Consider the following 18,876-nt stretch of genomic DNA (forward strand, 5'->3'; position numbering starts at 1 on the left):
TGGCTCCCGCAGAAGCCTCGAAGAGCCTACCGCACGTGACGACCCTGTCCCGACCACCCGTCGCGCCCTCGCGCGCAGCCGTGCGGGCTCAGGCGGTGGGTTCGCGCTCCTCGCCCCGCCGCCGCAGGACCTCGAGCTCGGCGGCGACGACGCCCAGCACCAGCAGGTCGACGAGCAGCCCCCAGGACGCGTCCCACTGCGACAGCCGGAACAGGAAGAACTGCGTGACGAGCAGGCTGACGAGCACGGCTCGTCGGAACCACTGGTACCCGTCGACGGCGTCCCGTCCGACGCGGGCCAGGCCCACCAGGCACAGCGCGACGCTCACGGCGCCGGCGACCAGCGCGCCGGCCACCACCCAGCCCGGGGAGTCGTCGCCGCCCCACCAGCGGGCCACGGCACCGGCCACGGTGACGCCGGAGGTCCCCACCAGCGCGAGCACGGCCAGCCACGGCACGAACCGGGCCCGCACCAGGGTGTGCAGCACGCGCACGACACCCGACGCGACCGCGTCTACCGGGTCGGGCAGCTCGGCGTGGTCCTCGTCGATGCTGCGCAGCAGCGCGCGGGTCTCCCGCGCACCGGCCACGTCACCCGCGTCGGCCAGACGCGCCTCGGCCCGGTGCCGCGCCGCAGGCGTGAACCCGCCGACCACACCCGCGACCGCCTCGTCGACGGCCCCCGCCAGCGCCTCCCGCGGGTCGGGCGGTCGTCGGCCGTGCAGTGCCTCGGCCGCGATCCCCAGGCCCACGACCGTGGCGTAGATGATCGCCGCGGTCGGCTCGTAGAAGTAGTCGTTGTCCGACGTCACGAACTTGCCGACCTCGTCGACGAACAGCCCGAACCCGATCCCCCCGACGAGCGCGCCGAGCGGGCGCAGCACCGGCCCCGCGAACGACAGCAGCAGGAGGAAGGCGACGGCCATCAGCAACCCGCCCCAGAGGACGTGGGCGATGTGCAGGCCGTCGCCGCCGAGCTGCGGGTACCCGGTGGCGGCCAGGAACGCGCGTGTCAGCAGCACGGTCGCGCCCGTGGCCACGAGGAACGTCCCCAGGTGCCGGGTGGCGCGGGGGTCGCGCGGCAGGCCGAGCCGCAGCAGCACGTGCGTCGCCGTGCCGGGGCGGCCGGCGGCCTGCCGGGTGCTCACCGCAGCGTCACCGCCTGCGCTTCTCGCGCACGCGCACCGAGATCGAGATGGGCGTGCCCTCGAACCCGAAGGTCTCGCGCAGGCGGCGCTCGATGAACCGGCGGTACGTCGGCTCGAGGAACCCGCTGGCGAAGATGACGAACCGCGGCGGACGCGTCGAGGCCTGCGTGGCGAACAGGATGCGCGGCTGCTTGCCGCCGCGCAGCGGGTGCGGGTGCGCCGAGACGAGCTCGCCGAGGAACGCGTTGAGGCGTCCGGTGGAGATGCGCGTGTCCCACGACTCCAGCGACCGCTCCAGGGCGGGCACCAGGCGGTCGGTGTGCCAGCCGGTCTTCGCGGACACGTTGACCCGCGGCGCCCACTGCACCTGCACCAGCTGCTGCTCGATCTCACGCTCGAGGTACGGGCGGCGGTCCTCGTCCATGAGGTCCCACTTGTTGTACGCGATGACCAGCGCGCGGCCCGCGTCGATGACCTGCTGGATGATGCGGATGTCCTGCTCCGTCATCGCCTCCGAGGCGTCGACCAGCACGACCGCGACCTCGGCCTTCTCGATCGCGGCCTGCGTGCGCAGGGACGCGTAGAAGTCGGCCCCGGAGGTCTGGTGGACGCGGCGGCGGATGCCGGCGGTGTCGACGAACACCCACGGCTTGCCGCCCAGCGCCACGAGCTCGTCGACGGGGTCGCGGGTGGTCCCGGCGGTCGGGTCGACCACGACGCGCTCGGACCCCACGACCTTGTTGAGCAGCGAGGACTTGCCGACGTTCGGCCGTCCGACCAGCGCGACCCGGCGCGGGCCGTCCGGCAGCGGCACGGCGTGCGCGGAGACCGTGGGCAGGGCCGTCATGGCCGCGTCCAGGAGGTCACCGGTGCCGCGCCCGTGCAACGCGGAGATCGGGTGCGGCTGCCCGAGGCCCAGCGACCACAGGGCGGCCGCGTCCGCCTCGACCGCCGGGCCGTCGACCTTGTTGGCGACCAGCACCACGGGCTTGCCGGAGCGCCGCAGCAGGCGCACGACCTGCTCGTCGGTGTCCGTGGACCCGACGGTCGCGTCGACGACGAAGAGCACGGCGTCGGCCAGGTCCACGGCGACCTCGGCCTGCTGCGCCACCCGCTTGTCGATGCCCGCGACGTCGACCTCCCAGCCGCCGGTGTCCACGAGCGTGAACCGGCGCCCGGACCACTCCGCCGGGTAGCTCACGCGGTCGCGCGTCACACCGGGGTTGTCCTCCACGACGGCCTCACGGCGCCCGAGGATGCGGTTGACGAGGGTCGACTTGCCGACGTTCGGGCGTCCGACGACGGCCAGCACGGGCAGCGTCGTCTCGATCTCGAGGGCGTCGCCCTCGATCCCGTCGCCCTCGAGGAGCGCCAGGTCCTCGTCACCGAGCTCGTACTCCGCGAGACCGGCCCGCAGGGCACGTTCGCGGGCCACCTCGTCGTCGCCGTCGGCCGCGGCGTCGGCGGTCGGCGGCACGGTGGGCTCGAGGAGGTCGCCGCGGTCGTCGTCCGGGGTGCGCGTCGTCGTGGGGTCGGGCTGATCCATGCGTCCATTGTCCCCTGCCGCGGCACCCGGTCGGGCCACCACGGCACGACGGCCCGCCGCGTGCGGCGACGGACCGCGCGCGTCAGGCCGACGAGCGCGGGTCGTCGGCGGGCAGCTCGACCCCCGTGCGCGCCTGCGCGGCGGCCAGCAGCGCGCTCATCGCGTCACGGACCGACGTCGCCGCGTGGTCGATCGCCGCCCGGCGTGACAGCCCGGCCGCCGTCACGTCGATCGGGTCACCGAACTCGACGACCAGGTCGCGACGCGGCCCGGGCAGGCCGTGGGTCGACTCCCCCGTGCGCCGGGTCCCCAGGATCGCCACCGGCACCACCGGTGCACCGCCCTGGACGGCGAGCCACGCCGCCCCCGCGCGCACCTGCTCGACCGTGCCGCGTCCGCGTGTCCCCTCGGGGAAGATCCCGACGGCCCCACCGCGGCGCAGCACGCCGAGCGCCGACTGCAGCGCGGGACGCCCCGCGTGCCGGTCCACGGGGATCTGACCGGCCGCCCGCAGCACACCCCCCACGGGCCCACGGAACAGCTCGGTCTTCACGAGGATGTGCAGCGGCCGGGGCGACACACCGATGAGCAGCGGCCCGTCCAGCAGGGTGATGTGGTTCGCGGCCAGCACCACCGGACCGGTCCGCGGCACCCGCTCGGCCCCCGTCACGTGCGTGTCCCACACCACGCGCGCCAGGAACCGCCCCACCCACCGCGCCCACGCCGGACCGGCCGGGGACGGCACGTGGGGTCCGCCCGTGGCGGGGTCCGCGCCGCTCATGCCTGCGGGGTGCGCGCCCGCCGCACGACGTCGAGCACGGCGGCGACCGTCTGCTCGAGGTCCAGCTGCGAGGAGTCGACGGTCACCACGCCGTCCGCCGCGACCTGGAACTCCACGACGGTCGAGTCGTCGGCGTCGCGGCGCACCACCTGGTCGCGCGTGGCCGCGAGCGCGGCGGCGTCGTCGGTGCCGTGCACCTCCCGCGCCCGGCGGGCGAGGCGGGCCGCCTCGTCGGCGGTGAGCAGCACCCGCACGTCGGCGTCGGGGGCGACGACGGTCGTGATGTCGCGGCCCTCCGCGACGACACCGCGGCCGCCCGACCACCCCCCGGTGCGCTCCGCCTCGATGAGCGCGCGCTGCCGGCGACCCAGCTCGGCGCGGGCGTCCAGGTTGGTGGCCACCGCACTGACCCGCGAGGAGATCTCGGTGGTGCGGATCGCCGCGCCGACGTCACGGCCCGCCACGGTCACGGTCGGACCGGCCGGGTCCACACCCATGGCGAGCGGCAGCTCGCGCACGGCGGCGGCGACCGCCGGACCGTCCGTGAGCGGCACCTCCTGCTCCAGGCACCACCAGGTCGCCGCCCGGTACATCGCCCCGGTGTCCAGGTACGCCAGCCCCAGGCGACGCGCGACCTCGCGCGACACGCTCGACTTGCCCGACCCGGACGGTCCGTCCACCGCCACGACGGTGCTCAACTCACCAGCCTCCAACCCCGAGCGGTCAGCTCGGTCTCCAGGTGCTCGCCGCGCGTGGGCAGGACGGAGATCGACGCCATGCCGACCGGTCGTCCCGCCGCGTGCTCGAGCTGCAGGTCCTCCAGGTTCACGCCGGCGTCGCCGACGTCGCCGAGCAGCCGCGCGAGCTCGCCCGGCTGGTCCGGCACCAGCACCGTCACCACGGCGTAGCGCCGGTGGGCGCCGCCGTGCTTGCCGGGGATGCGCGCGACCCCCGTGCCGCCGTCGGCGATGGTGCGCGCGATGGTGGCCAGGGCACCGAGCTCGACGTCCTCCGGTCCGCTGGCGGCGGCGGCCAGCTCCAGGGCGCCGAGGACCGTGTCGAGGTCGTCGCGCACGGCGACGAGCACGTCGCGCACGGCCGCGGCGTTGGCCGCGAGGATCGACGTCCACAGCGCCGGGTCCGACGCCGCGAGGCGGGTCACGTCGCGCAGCCCCTGGCCCGCGAGCGCCAGCGCGGCCTCGTCGGCGCCCCGCAGCCGGGCCGCGACCAGCGAGGACGCGAGCTGCGGCACGTGCGACACGACCGCGACGGCGGCGTCGTGCTCGTCGGCGTCCATGGTCACCGGCACCGCGCCGAGGTCGACGGCGAGGTGCCGGACCGCCAGCAGGGCGTCGTCGCGGGACGCGCCCGAGTCGGTGATCACCCACGGCCGGCCCAGGAACAGGCCGGGCACCGCGGCCGACGGCCCGGAGCGCTCGCGGCCCGCCATGGGGTGCGAGCCGACGTAGCGGGTGAGGTCGGCGCCCGCGGCGCGCAGCTCGGCGAGCACGTACCCCTTGACGCTCGCGACGTCGGTCACGACGGCGGCCGGGTGCGCGGCGAGGGCAGCGGCGACCACGTCCGCGGTCACGTCGGGCGGTGCCGCGACGACCACGAGGGCCGGGTCCGGGGAGGACGCGTCGGCGGGCGTGCCCGCACCGACGTCCCGGGCCAGGGCGAGCGCCGTGCGCGAGGGGTCCTCCAGCTGGACGTCCACGCCGTGCTGCGTCAGGGCCAGCCCCACGGACGCGCCGAGCAGCCCGGTGCCGACGACGCGCACCGGGCCGACGGTCGCGACGCTCACATGCCCACCGCCGTCATGAGCGAGCCGACCTCCGTCTTCGAGAGCACGCGGGTGCGACCGGGGCGCAGGTCACCGAGCCGGATGGGGCCGATGCGGGTGCGCACGAGGCGGTCGACCGGGTGGCCGACCTCCTCGAACAGGCGGCGCACGACACGGTTGCGGCCCTCGTGCAGCACGATCTCGACGAGGCTGGCGTGGCTGGCGACCTGCACGATCTTGAACTCGTCGACCGTGACGGGGCCGTCCTCCAGCTCGACACCGGCCTTCAGCTGCTTGCCCAGCGCCTCGCGGACACGCCCCTGCACCTCGACGAGGTACGTCTTGGGCACGCCGTGCGACGGGTGGGCCAGCCGGTTGGCCAGCTCGCCGTCGTTCGTCAGCAGCAGCAGGCCCTCGGAGTCCGCGTCGAGGCGCCCGACGTGGAACAGGCGCTCCTCGCGGTTGGCGACGTACTGCGTCAGCGACGGCCGCCCCTCGGGGTCGTGCATGGTCGAGACCACGCCAGCCGGCTTGTTCAGCGCGATCGTGACCACCGACGAGTCCAGCTGCACCCGCATGCCGTCCACGTGCAGCACGGCGGTCAGCGGGTCCACCCGCACACCGAGCTCCGTGACGACCTGCCCGTCGACGGTCACCCGCCCCGCGGCGATCAGTTCCTCGCACGCGCGGCGCGAGCCGAGGCCGGCCGAGGCCAGCACCTTCTGCAGCCGCACACCGTCGGGGTCGTGCACGTCGATCGGCTCCGCGGCCTGGGCCGGCCGCCGCGCCGGCCGACCCGTGCGACGCGGTCCGCGACCCGGCGTCCCGCCGCCCGTGCGACCCGCACCTCCTGCGCGCCCGCCACCCCGGTGGCCACGCGCTCCCGTGCCGCTCATCGTCCGTCCTCTCGTCCGTCGGTCGTGTCCACGCCGTCCAGGGACTCGATGTCCGGCAGGTACGGCGCCAGCGGGGGCAGCTCGTCGAGGCTCGACAGGCCCATCCGCTCCAAGAAGTATCCCGTGGTCCCGTAGAGCACCGCACCGGTGGCCGCGTCCTGCCCGACCTCGGCCACCAGACCGCGCGTCGTCAGGGTCCGCATCACGCCGTCCACGTTGACGCCGCGCACGGCGGAGACCTGCCCGCGGCTGACGGGCTGGCGGTAGGCCACGACGGCGAGGGTCTCGAGGGCCGCCTGGGTGAGGCGCTGGGTCTGCCCGTCGACCACGAAGCGCCCCACCACGTCCGCGTACGGCCCGGCGGAGTAGATCCGCCAGCCGTCGCCGGCACGCCGCAGCTCGAACCCGCGCGGCCGGCCGCCGCCCTCGCCGCGGTACTCCGCGGCGAGCTCGGCCAGGAGGTCCTCGACGTGCGCGGTCGGCAGCGCCAACGCGGTGGCCAGACGCACCGCCGGGACCGGCTCGTCGGCGACCATGAGGACGGCCTCGAGCGCCGCGAGCGCGCCGCCGGGCAGCGACCCGACGTCGAACGCCGGCTCGTCGGGTGCGGCGTCCGCCGTGTCCGGGGCGGCGCCCGGTGCGTCCTGCGCGCTCATGCGCCGGCCTCCTCGTGCTGCGGGACGTCCGTGGCCGGGGCCACCGCGTCGTCGTGGTCGAAGTCGTCGGACACGGTGACGTCGCCGTCCTCGCTGCCGGTCCACCGGACGGTGAGCTCGCCGAGCGGCACCACCTGGTCGAACGCGACGGCTCCCTCGCGGAACAGCTCCAGCAGCGCCAGGAACCGCACGACGACCACCACGGGCTCACCGGCGTCCGCCGTCAGCGAGCGGAAGCTCGTCGCGCCGTCGCGCCGCAGCCGGTCGACCAGCAGGGCGGCCTGCTCGCGCACGCTGACGAGCGGCGCGTGCAGGTGGCTGACGTCCACACCGGGCGGCGGGGGCTTGGGGGCCATCGCGCGCGCGGCGAGCTCGGCGAGCCGGTCGGGCCCCAGCTGCCAGACGAGCTCGGGCAGCAGCGCGGCCAGGTGCGGCTCGAGCTGGACGTCGCGCGGGAACCGGCGGGCACCCTCCTCGAGCCGCGCGCCGAGGTCGCCGGCGACCACCTTGTACGCGCGGTACTGCAGGAGCCGGGCGAACAGCAGGTCGCGCGCCTCCAGCAGCTCCAGGTCCTCGGCGTCCTCGACCTGCGCGGAGGGCAGCAGACGCGCCGCCTTCAGGTCGAGCAGCGTGGCGGCCACGAGCAGGAACTCGCTGGCCTGGGACAGGTCCCAGTCCTTGCCGCCCGCGGCCGCGGAGCGCTCGGCGGCGCGGATGTACGCGATGAACTCGTCGGTGACCTGCGCGAGCGCGATCTCGGTGATGTCGAGGCGGTGCTTGGCGATCAGGCCGAGGAGCAGGTCGAACGGGCCGCTGAAGACGTCGAGGTGCACCTCGAACCCGGACGACCCCGACGGCGCCCCCTCCCCCGGCGCGCCGTAGGACGGGCGCGGGGTGTCCAGCGTGCCGGGCGCGCCGTCAGGCGGCGTCGCCACGCGCCACGAGCTCGCGCGCGAGCCGGCGGTAGGCCTCGGCACCCGGGTGCGTCGGGGCGTACTGCGTGATCGGCTCGGCGGCCACGGTCGCGTCGGGGAACTTCACCGTCCGGCCGATGACCGTGTGCAGCAGCGTGTCCCCGAACGCCTCGTTGACGCGCGCGACGACCTCCCGGGCGTGCAGCGTGCGCGAGTCGTACATGGTCGCCAGGATGCCGTCGACCTCGAGGCGCGGGTTGAGCCGGTCGCGCACCTTCTCGATCGTCTCGATGAGCAGCGCGACGCCGCGCAGCGCGAAGAACTCGCACTCCAGCGGGATGAGCACGCCGTGCGCCGCCGTCAGCGCGTTCACAGTGAGCAGGCCCAGGGACGGCTGGCAGTCGATGAACACGACGTCGTAGTCGTCGAGGACCGGGCGCAGCACCCGCGACAGGACGGACTCGCGCGCCACCTCCCCGACGAGCTGCACCTCGGCGGCCGACAGGTCGATGTTGGCCGGCAGCAGGTCCAGACCCGGCACCGCCGTGTGGCGCAGCACGTCCTGGAGGTCGGCGTCGCGCTCCATGAGCAGGTTGTAGACCGTGCGGTCGAGCTCGTGCGGGCTGATGCCCAGACCGACCGAGGCGGCACCCTGCGGGTCGAAGTCGACGATGAGGACCCGGCGGCCGTACTCGGCGAGCGCCGCGGCCAGGTTGATGGTGGTCGTCGTCTTGCCGACGCCACCCTTCTGGTTGCACATCGCGATGACGCGCGCCGGACCGTGCGACGCCAGCGGCGCGGGCACGGGGAACTCCGGTAGCGGCCGTCCCACCGCGTCGAGCTGCTGCTCGGTCGTCTCCTGGCTCATGCTCACCATCTGCTCCCCGTCGCCCGTGCGGGCCCACCTCGCGCACAACCTACCCGAGCCCGGCGCCCGCACCCGGTGCGACAGACCGGGCGCCGCACGATCCGCATCACCGGGCCCGCGGGTGGCTCGCCGCGTACACCTCGCGCATGGTGTCCGGCGTCACCATCGTGTAGATCTGCGTGGTCGTCACCGAGGCGTGGCCCAGCAGCTCCTGGACCACGCGCACGTCCGCGCCACCGGCCAGCAGGTGCGTCGCGAACGAGTGCCGCAGCGTGTGCGGCGACAGGTGCTGGGCGTCCAGGCCGGCCCGCTCGGCCGCCGTGCGCAGCACGGCCCAGGCGGACTGCCGGCTGAGGCGCGCACCGCGGGTGTTGAGGAAGATCGCCGGGGTGCCGCGTCCCGCCTGCGCGAGCGCCGGCCGCCCGCGCACCAGGTAGGCGTCGACGGCCCGCGCCGCGTACGAGCCCACGGGGACCACGCGCTCCTTGCCCCCCTTGCCGAGCAGCCGCACCGCCGCCCGGTCCGGCGTGAGGTCCAGGTCGTCGACGTCGAGCCCGACCGCCTCGGAGATCCGGGCGCCCGTGGAGTACACCAGCTCGAGCAGCGCGCGGTCGCGCAGCGGGACGGGTCCGTCGCCGACGCCGGCGGCGTCCAGGAGCCGGCCCACGTCCTGGACCGAGATGGCCTTGGGCAGCCGCCGGGGCTGCTGCGGCGGGCGCACGTCGGCCGCCGCGTCGGTGGGGGCCAGGCCGTCGAGCGCGAGGAACCTGTGCCAGCCGCGCATGGCCACGACGCTGCGCGCCGCCGACGCCGGCGACAGGACCGCGCGCCCGTCGGATCCCGTGCGCAGCACCAGGACGTAGTCCTCGGCGTCGCGCTCCGTGACCTGCGCGGGGTCGGTGCGTCCGCACGCCCGCAGGTGCTCGACGTAGCGCGTCAGGTCGCGGCGGTACGCGGCGAGGGTGTGGGGGGCCAGGCCGCGCTCGACCGCGAGGTGGGCGAGGTACCCCTCGAGCGCGGCGGTCAGGCGGTCGGCCACGTCCGCGGCGTCACAGCGGCAGGAAGACGTCCACCGCGACGGCGACGGACAGCAGGGTCAGGTACGTGATGGACCCGTGGAACACCGTCATGGCGCGCAGGGGCGGGTGCTGCGGGTCGCGCGCACGGCGCAGCAGACCGATGCACAGCCACAGGAACCACGCGCCGAGAGCGGCCGCGACGACGCCGTACACCCAGGTCATGCCGCCCACGGGCACCAGCAGCAGCGAGCACGCGATCATCGCCAGCGTGTACGCGATCATCTCCCGCGCGACCTTCGTGTCGGCGGCGACGACCGGCAGCATCGGGACGCCCGCGGCGGCGTAGTCCCGCCGGAACTTCATCGACAGCGGCCAGTAGTGCGGCGGCGTCCAGAAGAACACGACACCGAACAGCAGAGCCGCCTCCCACGACACCCCGCCGGTCACGGCGGACCAGCCGATGACGACCGGCATGCAGCCCGCCGCACCGCCCCACACGATGTTCTGCGGGGTGCGCCGCTTGAGGATCATCGTGTAGCCGACGACGTAGATGAGGATCGCGGACGCGGTCCACAGCGCCGACGGCGGGTTCACCACGAACCACAGCCACGCGAGCGACACCGCACCCAGCACCAGACCGAACACCAGGGCCGCGCGCGGCGTGATCCGCCCCGTGACGATCGGCCGGCGCCGCGTGCGGTTCATGACCTCGTCGATGTCCCGGTCGAGGTACTGGTTCAGCGTGTTGGCCGCGCCCGCGGCGCCCGCTCCCCCGACCAGCGTGGCGACGACCAGACCCAGCGGCGGCATGCCGCGCGCGGCGAGGAACATCGTGGGGATGGTCGTGATGAGCAGCAGCTCGATGACGCGGGGCTTGGTCAGCGCGACGTACGCGGCGACCGTGCCCAGGGCCGTGGACCACCGGCCCGCCGGGGCCTGCGCGACGGCCGGGGCGCCGTCCGCGCCCTGCGACCCGCCCTCCACCGTGCCGTCCGTGCCGACCGTGGCACCGGGGCTGCTCGCGTCGAGGGACGCGGGGGTGGACAGGCGCACGCGCTTCGGTTTCCGTTCGGGAGTCGGATCGGGGCTGCCGACACCCGTCGGGGCGTGGGCGGACGGGACCGAGGTCCCGCCCGCCATGGTACGCACCCCACCCCGCCGACGGGACGTTCGACCCGGTCGCGGCGCCGTCGGAGGACGTGAGATCGGTCGCACGAGACCCGCGGCGGGCCGGCGCGGCGCGCCTGTGGGCGGCGGCAATCGTTTGCCGCGTTCCTGGACCCAGTGCGCGGCAGGACGCGCGTCCGCTATAGGCTCCCGGTCAGCAGACCTCCCCGCCCGACGACGCGGCGGGGCCCCAGCCGGACGCACCGCACCCCTGCGGCAGACGTCCGGAGACGCTCGGAACGACGCCCCGCGCGTGCGGGACGGGAATGAGGTGCGGTGAACGCGAAGGCTCCCCTGGCCACCACGGTCGGCTGGTCCGAACTCGACGTGCGGGCGGTCGACACCGTCCGCGTGCTCGCGGCGGACGCGGTCGAGAAGGTCGGCAACGGGCACCCCGGCACGGCGATCAGCCTCGCGCCGGCCGCCTACCTGCTCTACCAGAACGTCATGCGGCACGACCCGACGGACCCGCACTGGCTGGGCCGCGACCGGTTCGTCCTGTCCGCCGGGCACTCCAGCCTGACGCAGTACATCCAGCTCTACCTGGGCGGGTTCGGGCTGGAGCTCGAGGACCTCCAGGCGCTGCGCACGTGGGGCTCCAAGACCCCCGGCCACCCCGAGTACCGCCACACGGCGGGCGTCGAGATCACGACCGGCCCGCTCGGCCAGGGCCTCGCCTCGGCCGTCGGGTTCGCGATGGCGGCCCGCCGTGAGCGCGGCCTGCTGGACCCCGAGGCCGCGCCCGGCACCAGCCCGTTCGACCACCACGTGTACGTGATCGCCTCCGACGGAGACCTGCAGGAGGGCGTCACCAGCGAGGCCTCCTCGCTGGCCGGCACGCAGGAGCTCGGCAACCTCGTCGTGCTGTGGGACGACAACCACATCTCGATCGAGGGCGACACGCAGATCGCGTTCACCGAGGACGTGCTCAAGCGGTACGAGTCCTACGGCTGGCACGTGCAGTACGTCGACTGGACCGTCGGCGGCGAGTACCGCGAGGACGTGGACGCGCTCAACGCGGCGATCGAGGCCGCCAAGGCCGTCACGGACAAGCCGTCGTTCATCGGCCTGCGCACCCTCATCGCGTGGCCGACGCCCGGCAAGACGGACGACCACTCGTCGCACGGCTCCAAGCTGGGTGCCGAGGCGATCCGCGGGCTGAAGGAGGTGCTCGGCTTCGACGCCGAGAAGTCCTTCGACGTCGCCCCCGAGGTCATCGCGCACACGCGCAGCCTGGCCGACCGTGCCGCGAAGGCGCGCGCCGCGTGGCAGGAGTCGTTCGACGCCTGGGCCACGGCCAACCCCGAGCGCAAGGCGCTCCTCGACCGCCTGCGCGCGGACGCGCTGCCCGAGGGCTGGACCGACGCGCTGCCGACGTTCCCCGCCGGCAAGGCCGTCGCCACCCGTGCGGCGTCCGGTGAGGTGCTGTCCGCCCTCGCCCCCGTGCTGCCCGAGCTGTGGGGCGGCTCGGCCGACCTCGCCGGGTCGAACAACACGACGATGAAGGGTGAGCCGTCCTTCCTGCCGGCGCACCGCTCGTCGCACGAGTTCGCCGGTGACGAGTACGGTCGCACGCTGCACTTCGGCATCCGCGAGCACGCCATGGGCTCGATCCTGTCCGGGATCCGCCTGCACGGCCTCACGCGGCCCTACGGCGGCACCTTCTTCACGTTCTCCGACTACATGCGAGGCGCCGTCCGTCTGGCGGCGCTCATGGGCGTGAACGTCACGTACGTCTGGACCCACGACTCCATCGGCCTCGGCGAGGACGGCCCGACGCACCAGCCGGTCGAGCACCTCGCCGCGGTCCGTGCGATCCCCGGCCTGGCGGTCGTGCGCCCGGCCGACGCCAACGAGACGGCGGCCGCCTGGCGGGCGTCGCTCGAGCGCACCGACGGCCCCGTCGCGCTCGTCCTGACCCGCCAGAACGTGCCCACGTTCCCGCGCGGCGAGGACGGCTTCGCGACGACCGACGGCGTCGCCAAGGGCGCGTACGTCCTGCTCGAGGCGTCGACCGGCACGCCCGACGTGGTGCTGCTCGCCACCGGCTCCGAGGTCCAGCTCGCCGTCGAGGCGCGCGAGACCCTCGAGGCCGCCGGTGTGGCCACCCGCGTGGTGTCGGCACCGTGCCTCGAGTGGTTCGCCGAGCAGGACGAGGAGTACCGCGAGTCGGTGCTGCCGTCCTCGGTGCGCGCGCGGGTGTCGGTCGAGGCCGGCATCTCGCTGTCGTGGCACAAGATCCTCGGCGACGCGGGTCGCGCGGTCTCCCTCGAGCACTACGGGGCGTCCGCGGAGTACCAGACGCTGTACCGGGAGTTCGGGATCACCGCCGAGGCCGTCGTGGCCGCGGCGCACGAGTCGATCGCGGCAGCGCGTGGGGCGCACGCCCCGTCCGACCGGCCGGACGCGTCCGCGCAGTCCGGCACCGGCGACCTGCCGGCCTGACGGTCGACAGCGGCGGGGCCGGCTCCAGCCCGGCCCCGCCGCCCGCAGGACGCAGACGCACCTCGTGGGACGAAGGGGAACGACCATGACCAGCACCACCCCCCTGCAGGCACTGCGTCAGGCGGGCGTCGCCGTCTGGCTCGACGACCTGTCGCGTCAACGGATCGAGTCCGGAGGGCTCGCCGACCTCGTCGCCCGCGGCGTCGTGGGCGTGACGACGAACCCGTCGATCTTCGCCGCCGCGCTCGCGCACGGTGACGCGTACGACGCCCAGCTGCGCGCCCTCGCCGTCGACGGTGCGGCCGTCGAGGAGGCGGTCCTGCGCGTCACGACGGACGACGTGCGCGACGCGTGCGACGTCCTGCGCCCGGTGTACGACGCCACGGACGGCGTCGACGGCCGGGTCTCCATCGAGGTCGACCCGCGCCTGGCGCGCGACACGGCCGCGACCACCGCCTCGGCCGAGACCCTCTGGTCGGAGATCGAGCGGCCGAACCTCTTCATCAAGATCCCGGCCACGGTCGAGGGTCTGCCGGCCATCACGGCCGCGCTCGCCCAGGGCATCAGCGTCAACGTCACGCTCATCTTCTCCCTGCAGCGCTACCGCGCGGTGCTCGACGCGTTCGTCGACGGCCTGGAGCAGGCGCACGCGGCGGGCATCGACCTCGCGCCCATCGCGTCCGTCGCGTCGTTCTTCGTCTCGCGGGTGGACGCCGCGATCGACCCGCGGCTGGACGAGATCGGCACCGCGGAGGCCGCGGCCCTGCGCGGCAAGGCCGCCGTCGCCAACGCGCGTCTCGCGTGGGGCGTCTACCAGGACGTCGTCGGCAGCGAGCGCTGGCAGGCGCTGGCCGCGGCCGGCGCGAAGCCGCAGCGGCCGCTCTGGGCGTCCACGGGCGTGAAGGACCCCGCCTACCCCGACACCAAGTACGTCGACGAGCTCGTCGTGGCCGGGTCGGTCAACACGATGCCGGAGAAGACGCTCGAGGCCGTCGCCGAGCACGGGCAGGTCCACGGCGACACGGTCAGCGGCACGCAGGACGAGTCCGCCGCGCTCCTCGACCGGATCGAGGCGCTGGGCATCTCGGTCGACGACGTCACCGACCAGCTCGAGGCCGAGGGGCTGCAGAAGTTCGAGGCCTCGTGGGCCGAGCTGCTCACCACCGTCGAGGCCGGCCTCCAGGGCGCCGCCGACGACGCCGGTGCGGACCTGTGAGCCCCGCGAAGGTCGGACCCGACCAGAACCCGCTGCGCGACGCGCGGGACCGACGGCTGCCGCGCATCGCCGGGCCCAGCGGCCTGGTGATCTTCGGCGTCACCGGTGACCTCGCCCGCAAGAAGCTCATGCCCGCGGTGTACGACCTGACCAACCGCGGGCTGCTGCCGCCCGGGTTCGCCCTGACGGGCTTCGCCCGCCGGGACTGGGAGACGCAGGACTTCGAGCAGGTCGTGCGCGACTCCGTCAAGGAGTACGCGCGCACCCCGTTCCGTGAGGCCACGTGGCGCCAGCTGTCCGAGGGCATCCGGTTCGTCCAGGGCACGTTCGACGACGACGACGCCTTCGACCGGCTGAGCAAGACGGTCGAGGAGCTCGACGTGACGCGCGGCACCGGCGGCAACCACGCGTTCTACCTCTCGGTGCCGCCGAGCTCGTTCCCCGTCGTGTGCCAGCAGCTCGCCCGCTCGGGGCTCTCGCAGCCGAAGGAGGGGACCTGGCGGCGCGTCGTCATCGAGAAGCCGTTCGGTCACGACCTCGAGTCGGCCCGGGAGCTCAACGACATCGTGTCCCAGGTGTTCCACCCGGACGACATCTTCCGGATCGACCACTACCTGGGCAAGGAGACGGTCCAGAACCTGCTGGCGCTGCGGTTCGCCAACCAGCTGTTCGAGCCGATCTGGAACGGCAACTACGTCGACCACGTGCAGATCACGATGGCCGAGGACATCGGCATCGGCGGCCGTGCCGGGTACTACGACGGCATCGGCGCCGCCCGCGACGTCATCCAGAACCACCTGCTGCAGCTGCTCGCGCTGACCGCGATGGAGGAGCCGGTCTCCTTCGACGCCGCCGCGCTGCGGGCCGAGAAGACCAAGGTGCTCTCGGCGCTGCGACTGCCGCGCGACCTGGGCAAGCACACGGCGCGCGGTCAGTACACCGCCGGCTGGCAGGGCGGCGAGAAGGTCGTGGGCTACGCGCAGGAGGAGGGCTTCAACCCCGACTCCACGACCGAGACGTACGCGGCGATCCGCGTCGACATCGACACGCGCCGCTGGGCCGGGGTGCCGTTCTACCTGCGGACGGGCAAGCGGCTCGGACGACGCGTCACCGAGATCGCCGTCGTGTTCAAGCGTGCCCCGCACCTGCCGTTCGAGGCGACCGCCGCCTCCGAGCTCGGCAAGAACGCGCTGGTCATCCGCGTGCAGCCCGACGAGGGCGTCACGCTGCGGTTCGGCGCCAAGGTGCCGGGCACCGCGATGGAGGTCCGCGACGTCACCATGGACTTCGGCTACGGCCACGCCTTCACCGAGTCCTCCCCCGAGGCCTACGAGCGCCTCATCCTCGACGTGCTGCTCGGCGACCCGCCGCTCTTCCCGCAGCACGAGGAGGTCGAGCTGTCCTGGAAGATCCTCGACCCGGTGACCGAGTACTGGGCGTCCCACGGCAAGCCCGACGAGTACCGGGCGGGCACATGGGGTCCCGCCTCGGCCGACGAGATGATGGCCCGCGACGGGCGTGCCTGGAGGCTCCCGTGATCATCGACATGCCGGACACGAGCACCCGCGACATCAACCGGCGGCTGCTCAAGGAGCGCGAGGAGGGCGGCGCCGTCGCGCTGGGTCGCGTCCTGACCCTCATCATCGACGCCGACGCCCACGACCCCGAGGACGCCATCGAGGCCGCCAACGCGGCCAGCCGCGAGCACCCCTGCCGCATCATCGTGATCACCGAGCGCACGGGCGACCGGGAGTCGAACCTCGACGCCCAGATCCGCCTCGGTGGCGACGCCGGTGCCAGCGAGGTCATCGTCCTGCGGGTCTCCGGCGGCGTCGTCCGGCACATCGACACGCTGGTCATGCCGCTCCTCCTGCCCGACGCACCGATCGTCGTGTGGTGGCCCTACGACGTCCCCGCCAACCCCGCCGAGCACCCCCTGGGGCGGATGGCGCAGCGCCGCATCACCGACACCACGACGTGCCGCCGTCCCAGCCGGGCGCTGCGCGACCTGGCGCAGGTCTACACAGATGGCGACACGGACCTCGCGTGGACGCGTGCCACGCTGTGGCGCGGGCTCATCGCGGCGACGCTCGACCAGCCGCCCTACGAGCCGGTGCACCGCGCCGTCGTCACCGGCGAGAGCACGCACCCCTCGGTCGACCTCATCGCGGCGTGGCTCGCGCACGCGCTGCGCTGCCCCGTGGAGATCGAGCGCGTCCCGGGGGCCCCCGCGATCACGCAGGTCCGCCTCGAGCGGGCGTCCGGCGACATCGTGCTCGACCGGCCCGACGGCAAGACCGCCTCGCTGCGCCAGCCGGACCAGCCCGAGCACCGCATCGCCCTGCCGATCCGGCAGCTGCGTGAGTGCCTGGTCGAGGAGCTGCGCCGCCTCGACGCCGACGAGGTGTACGGCGAGGTGCTGCAGAAGGGCCTCGCCCGCATCGACGGCTGACCCGGCGCGGTGCACCCGCGCCCCGACCCGCCCGGCGTCCGGGCACGGAGGACACCACCCATGAGCCCCGCCCCGCCCGAGGTCCTCGTCCACCCGGACGGCGACGTGCTCGCCGCAGCGACCGCCGTCCGTCTGCTGACCAGGCTCGTCGACCTGCAGTCCCACCGCTCACCGCTGCACGTCGTCCTGACCGGGGGGACCGTCGGGATCGCCGCCCTGCGCGCCGTCGCGGCCTCCCCGGTGCGGGACGCGGTCGACTGGTCGGGCGTGCACCTGTGGTGGGGCGACGAGCGCTTCCTGCCCGCCGGCGACCCGGACCGCAACGAGACCCAGGCACGCGAGGCGCTGCTCGACGCGCTGGGCGACGCCCTGCCGGCGGGCAACGTGCACCCCGTGCCGGCGCTCTCGGACGACGTGCCGGACGGCGGGACGGCGGCGCGTCGCTACGCGGCCGAGCTGCGGGCGCACGCCGTCGGCGACGGGCTCGCGCCCCGCTTCGACGTGCTGCTGCTCGGCATGGGACCCGACGGGCACGTCGCCTCCCTGTTCCCGGGTCGGTCCGCGCTGTACGAGGCGAACCTCCTGGTCGTCGCCGAGCACGACTCCCCCAAGCCGCCGCCCGAGCGCGTCTCGCTGACGTTCCCCCTGCTGCAGTCGGCCCGTGAGGTGTGGGTCGTGGCCGCGGGCGCGGAGAAGGCGCCCGCCGTGGCCCGCGCGCTGGCCGGTGACGACGTCCGCACGACCCCCGCCGCGGCGGCCCACGGCACCGAGCGCACGCTGTGGCTCGTCGACGTCGCGGCAGCGAGCACGCTGCCGGGGGACGCCCCCGACACCTCCGACGCGGGCACCGGCCCCGCCGAGGGGCTGCGCCCCCGCACCGCGTCCGGGGCCGACCGCGCATGGGCAGCCGTCGACGCCTACGTCGCCCCCCTCGTCGCCGAGCCGGCGGACGCGGCAGCGGTGCGCACCGCTGCGGCCGACGCCGGCCTGCCGGACATCGCCGTCAGCGCCGCCCAGGGCCGTCTGCTCGAGCTGCTCGCGCGGGCCACCGGCGCCACCCGGGTGCTGGAGATCGGCACGCTCGGGGGCTACAGCACCTGGTGGCTCGCGCAGGCGGTGGGCGCCACGGGCACGGTGCTCAGCCTCGAGCTGAGCGACGCGCACGCCACCGTGGCCCGCGCGTCGCTCGCCGCCGCAGGGCTGGCGGACCGCGTGGAGGTCCGCGTGGGACCCGCGACGGACACCCTGGACCGTCTCGTCGCGGACGGCACCGAGCCCTTCGACCTCGTCTTCGTCGACGCGGACAAGCAGCAGCTGGCGGCCTACCTCGACCGCGCCGTCGCGCTCGCCCGGCCGGGAACCGTGGTCGTCGTGGACAACGTCGTGCGCGGCGGCGCCGTGGTCGACGCCCACCACCCGGACGACCGCGTGCAGGGCGTCCGGGCCTTCGTCGAGCGCGCGACCGCGGACGGCAGGCTCCTGGGCACCGTGGTCCAGACCGTGGGCGAGAAGGGGTACGACGGCTTCGCGCTGCTCCTGGTGTGCTGACCGGCCGGTGTGCTGACCGGCCGGCGCGCGGGCGCACGGCGACGGCGCCGCACCCGGAGCAGGTGCGGCGCCGTGTGCCGGGTGGTGTCAGCGTCCGCGGCGTGCGCGCAGCGCGGCCAGCGCCTCGTCGAGGATGGCGGCGCCGTCCTCCTCGGAGCGCCGCTCCTTCACGTAGGCCAGGTGCGTCTTGTACGGCTCGTTCTTGCTCGGTGCCGGCGGCGCGTCGGGGTCCTGCCCCGCGGGGAACCCGCAGCGCGGGCAGTCCCACGTGGCGGGCGCCTCCTCGGCGGCCTCCTCCGCGAAGCTCGGCCGGGTCTCGTGACCGTTGGAGCACCAGTACGAGATCCACACGCGCGGTGCGGCGTCCCCGCGTTCGGCCTCGCCCATCGGGCCGGCCCCCACGCGCGACCCCCTGATCGCACTCCCGCTCGCCATGGT

At 74.7% G+C, this 18,876-nt stretch carries 17 protein-coding genes; 5 read left to right on the top strand and 12 right to left on the bottom strand.

Annotated features, from left to right (window positions below; all coding sequences use genetic code 11):
• Positions 1–88: 88 nt before the first annotated feature.
• The 11 genes from BMZ16_RS07740 to BMZ16_RS07790 form a co-directional block, all read right to left on the bottom strand.
• Complete coding sequence (locus BMZ16_RS07740; RefSeq protein ID WP_089799151.1) at positions 89–1,147, bottom strand: hypothetical protein; 1,059 nt, start codon at positions 1,145–1,147, stop codon at positions 89–91.
• A gap of 7 nt (positions 1,148–1,154) precedes the next feature.
• The gene (gene der / locus BMZ16_RS07745) at positions 1,155–2,693 is read right to left on the bottom strand and encodes a ribosome biogenesis GTPase Der (RefSeq protein WP_089799153.1); all 1,539 of its coding nucleotides are present in this window, start codon (positions 2,691–2,693) and stop codon (positions 1,155–1,157) included.
• A gap of 82 nt (positions 2,694–2,775) precedes the next feature.
• Positions 2,776–3,474 carry a lysophospholipid acyltransferase family protein gene (locus tag BMZ16_RS07750; RefSeq protein ID WP_089799154.1) on the bottom strand — a complete coding sequence of 233 codons (699 nt, stop codon included), beginning with the start codon at positions 3,472–3,474 and terminating at the stop codon, positions 2,776–2,778.
• The gene (cmk, locus tag BMZ16_RS07755; RefSeq protein ID WP_089799156.1) at positions 3,471–4,172 is read right to left on the bottom strand and encodes a (d)CMP kinase; all 702 of its coding nucleotides are present in this window, start codon (positions 4,170–4,172) and stop codon (positions 3,471–3,473) included. The genes BMZ16_RS07750 and cmk overlap by 4 nt, the downstream gene beginning before the upstream one ends.
• Positions 4,169–5,278 (bottom strand): prephenate dehydrogenase, encoded by a 1,110-nt coding sequence (locus BMZ16_RS07760; RefSeq protein ID WP_089799158.1) that lies wholly within the window; start codon positions 5,276–5,278, stop codon positions 4,169–4,171. The genes cmk and BMZ16_RS07760 overlap by 4 nt, the downstream gene beginning before the upstream one ends.
• On the bottom strand, positions 5,275–6,015 hold the full coding sequence (locus BMZ16_RS07765) for a pseudouridine synthase (RefSeq protein ID WP_177199649.1): 741 nt from the start codon (positions 6,013–6,015) through the stop codon (positions 5,275–5,277). The genes BMZ16_RS07760 and BMZ16_RS07765 overlap by 4 nt, the downstream gene beginning before the upstream one ends.
• Positions 6,016–6,149: 134 nt before the next feature.
• Complete coding sequence (locus tag BMZ16_RS07770; RefSeq protein WP_089799161.1) at positions 6,150–6,809, bottom strand: SMC-Scp complex subunit ScpB; 660 nt, start codon at positions 6,807–6,809, stop codon at positions 6,150–6,152.
• Complete coding sequence (locus BMZ16_RS07775; RefSeq protein WP_089799164.1) at positions 6,806–7,744, bottom strand: segregation and condensation protein A; 939 nt, start codon at positions 7,742–7,744, stop codon at positions 6,806–6,808. Before BMZ16_RS07775 ends, BMZ16_RS07770 begins: the two co-directional genes overlap by 4 nt.
• Positions 7,728–8,591 carry a ParA family protein gene (locus tag BMZ16_RS07780; RefSeq protein ID WP_089799967.1) on the bottom strand — a complete coding sequence of 288 codons (864 nt, stop codon included), beginning with the start codon at positions 8,589–8,591 and terminating at the stop codon, positions 7,728–7,730. The genes BMZ16_RS07775 and BMZ16_RS07780 overlap by 17 nt, the downstream gene beginning before the upstream one ends.
• Before the next feature lie 106 nt (positions 8,592–8,697).
• Positions 8,698–9,630: a site-specific tyrosine recombinase XerD gene (locus BMZ16_RS07785; RefSeq protein WP_089799165.1), complete on the bottom strand. Its 933-nt coding sequence runs from the start codon at positions 9,628–9,630 to the stop codon at positions 8,698–8,700.
• A gap of 10 nt (positions 9,631–9,640) precedes the next feature.
• Positions 9,641–10,519, bottom strand: a complete 879-nt coding sequence (locus tag BMZ16_RS07790; protein ID WP_255366525.1) for a heme o synthase — start codon at positions 10,517–10,519, stop codon at positions 9,641–9,643.
• Between the two features lie 534 nt (positions 10,520–11,053).
• On the opposite strand from BMZ16_RS07790, the gene tkt reads away from it, so the two are divergent.
• The 5 genes from tkt (at position 11,054) to pgl (ending at position 18,438) form a co-directional block, all read left to right on the top strand.
• Positions 11,054–13,222, top strand: a complete 2,169-nt coding sequence (tkt, locus tag BMZ16_RS07795) for a transketolase (protein ID WP_089799170.1) — start codon at positions 11,054–11,056, stop codon at positions 13,220–13,222.
• Positions 13,223–13,307: 85 nt separating this feature from the next.
• Entirely contained in the window at positions 13,308–14,438 is a 1,131-nt protein-coding gene (gene tal, locus BMZ16_RS07800) for a transaldolase (RefSeq protein ID WP_089799172.1), read from the top strand.
• The gene (zwf, locus tag BMZ16_RS07805) at positions 14,435–15,976 is read left to right on the top strand and encodes a glucose-6-phosphate dehydrogenase (protein ID WP_089799174.1); all 1,542 of its coding nucleotides are present in this window, start codon (positions 14,435–14,437) and stop codon (positions 15,974–15,976) included. Before tal ends, zwf begins: the two co-directional genes overlap by 4 nt.
• Positions 15,973–16,890 (top strand): glucose-6-phosphate dehydrogenase assembly protein OpcA, encoded by a 918-nt coding sequence (locus BMZ16_RS07810; protein ID WP_089799176.1) that lies wholly within the window; start codon positions 15,973–15,975, stop codon positions 16,888–16,890. Before zwf ends, BMZ16_RS07810 begins: the two co-directional genes overlap by 4 nt.
• 60 nt (positions 16,891–16,950) lie before the next feature.
• Positions 16,951–18,438, top strand: a complete 1,488-nt coding sequence (gene pgl, locus BMZ16_RS20035; RefSeq protein ID WP_089799178.1) for a 6-phosphogluconolactonase — start codon at positions 16,951–16,953, stop codon at positions 18,436–18,438.
• Positions 18,439–18,525: 87 nt separating this feature from the next.
• Here the strand turns inward: pgl and BMZ16_RS07820 are convergent, their stop codons facing one another.
• Positions 18,526–18,873 (bottom strand): RNA polymerase-binding protein RbpA, encoded by a 348-nt coding sequence (locus BMZ16_RS07820; protein ID WP_089799180.1) that lies wholly within the window; start codon positions 18,871–18,873, stop codon positions 18,526–18,528.
• Between the last annotated feature and the right edge of the window lie 3 nt (positions 18,874–18,876).

It is taken from the genome of Cellulomonas sp. KH9 (genome assembly GCF_900114185.1).
Lineage (GTDB): Bacteria > Actinomycetota > Actinomycetes > Actinomycetales > Cellulomonadaceae > Cellulomonas.

What these genes read in the sequence shown, in the direction of transcription:
- der (WP_089799153.1), bottom strand. Translation starts at nt 2,693, where the DNA reads ATGGATCAGCCCGACCCCACGACGACGCGCACCCCGGACGACGACCGC.
- BMZ16_RS07750 (WP_089799154.1), bottom strand. Translation starts at nt 3,474, where the DNA reads ATGAGCGGCGCGGACCCCGCCACGGGCGGACCCCACGTGCCGTCCCCG.
- BMZ16_RS07770 (WP_089799161.1), bottom strand. Translation starts at nt 6,809, where the DNA reads ATGAGCGCGCAGGACGCACCGGGCGCCGCCCCGGACACGGCGGACGCC.
- BMZ16_RS07780 (WP_089799967.1), bottom strand. Translation starts at nt 8,591, where the DNA reads ATGAGCCAGGAGACGACCGAGCAGCAGCTCGACGCGGTGGGACGGCCG.
- tal (WP_089799172.1), top strand. Translation starts at nt 13,308, where the DNA reads ATGACCAGCACCACCCCCCTGCAGGCACTGCGTCAGGCGGGCGTCGCC.
- pgl (WP_089799178.1), top strand. Translation starts at nt 16,951, where the DNA reads ATGAGCCCCGCCCCGCCCGAGGTCCTCGTCCACCCGGACGGCGACGTG.
- BMZ16_RS07820 (WP_089799180.1), bottom strand. Translation starts at nt 18,873, where the DNA reads ATGGCGAGCGGGAGTGCGATCAGGGGGTCGCGCGTGGGGGCCGGCCCG.